This is a genomic window from Luedemannella helvata (assembly GCF_039528415.1).
Lineage (GTDB): Bacteria > Actinomycetota > Actinomycetes > Mycobacteriales > Micromonosporaceae > Luedemannella > Luedemannella helvata.
The window spans coordinates 1-737 of the sequence record NZ_BAAALS010000117.1 but is presented as its reverse complement, the minus strand read 5'-3'; the positions used below and the strand labels follow the sequence as shown (position 1 = coordinate 737).

Here is a 737-nt window from a genome sequence, read left to right as displayed (position 1 = left end):
CTCGATGATGTCGACGGCCCGGCCCTTCTTCGGCTCTTCAGTGGACTGCCCGCCAAGCACCCCTCGCGGCCCAAGGTCCGCGCCCGGGTCATCGAGGCCTGGCTGCCCCTGGCCACCAGCCTCGCGGCGCGCTTCTCCAACCGGGGCCAGACGCATGACGATCTCGTCCAGACGGCCACCATCGGCCTGATCAAGGCCGTCGACCGGTTCGACCCCACCCGGGGCGTCGAGTTCGCCGCCTACGCCGTACCCACCATCGTCGGCGAGATCAAGCGCCACTTCCGCGACCACACCTGGGACGTCCGCGTACCCCGCCGCGTCCAGGAACTACGCCTGTCCGTCGCCGAAGCCGCCGCCACCCTCACCAACACCCTGCACCGCGAACCCACCCCCACCGACATCGCCACCTACCTCGGCGTCCCCGAAACCGACGTCCGCGACGGACTCACCGGCGCCAGCGCCTACAACGCCGTCTCCCTGCAAACCCCCGCCCGACCCGGCGACGGCGGCGGCGAAATCGGCGACCTCATCGGCGGCGAAGACCCCGAACTCGACCTCACCGAACTCCGCGCCACCCTCGCCCCCGCCCTGGCCACCCTCGACGAACGCGAACGCCGCATCCTCGGCTACCGCTTCTACGCCAACATGACCCAATCCCAGATCGCCGACAAGATCGGCGTCTCCCAGATGCACGTCTCCCGCCTGCTCGCCCGCGCCCTGACCAAACTGCGCGAGCA

Annotated in this window: 1 protein-coding gene; it reads left to right on the top strand. The window is 70.3% G+C overall.

Translation table 11 applies throughout. The annotated features are described in order from the left end of the window. Positions 1–45 precede the first annotated feature (45 nt). Positions 46–737, top strand: a 692-nt coding sequence (locus ABD191_RS29020) for an RNA polymerase sigma factor SigF (RefSeq protein WP_344089157.1), incomplete at its 3' end; no start/stop codon positions are given.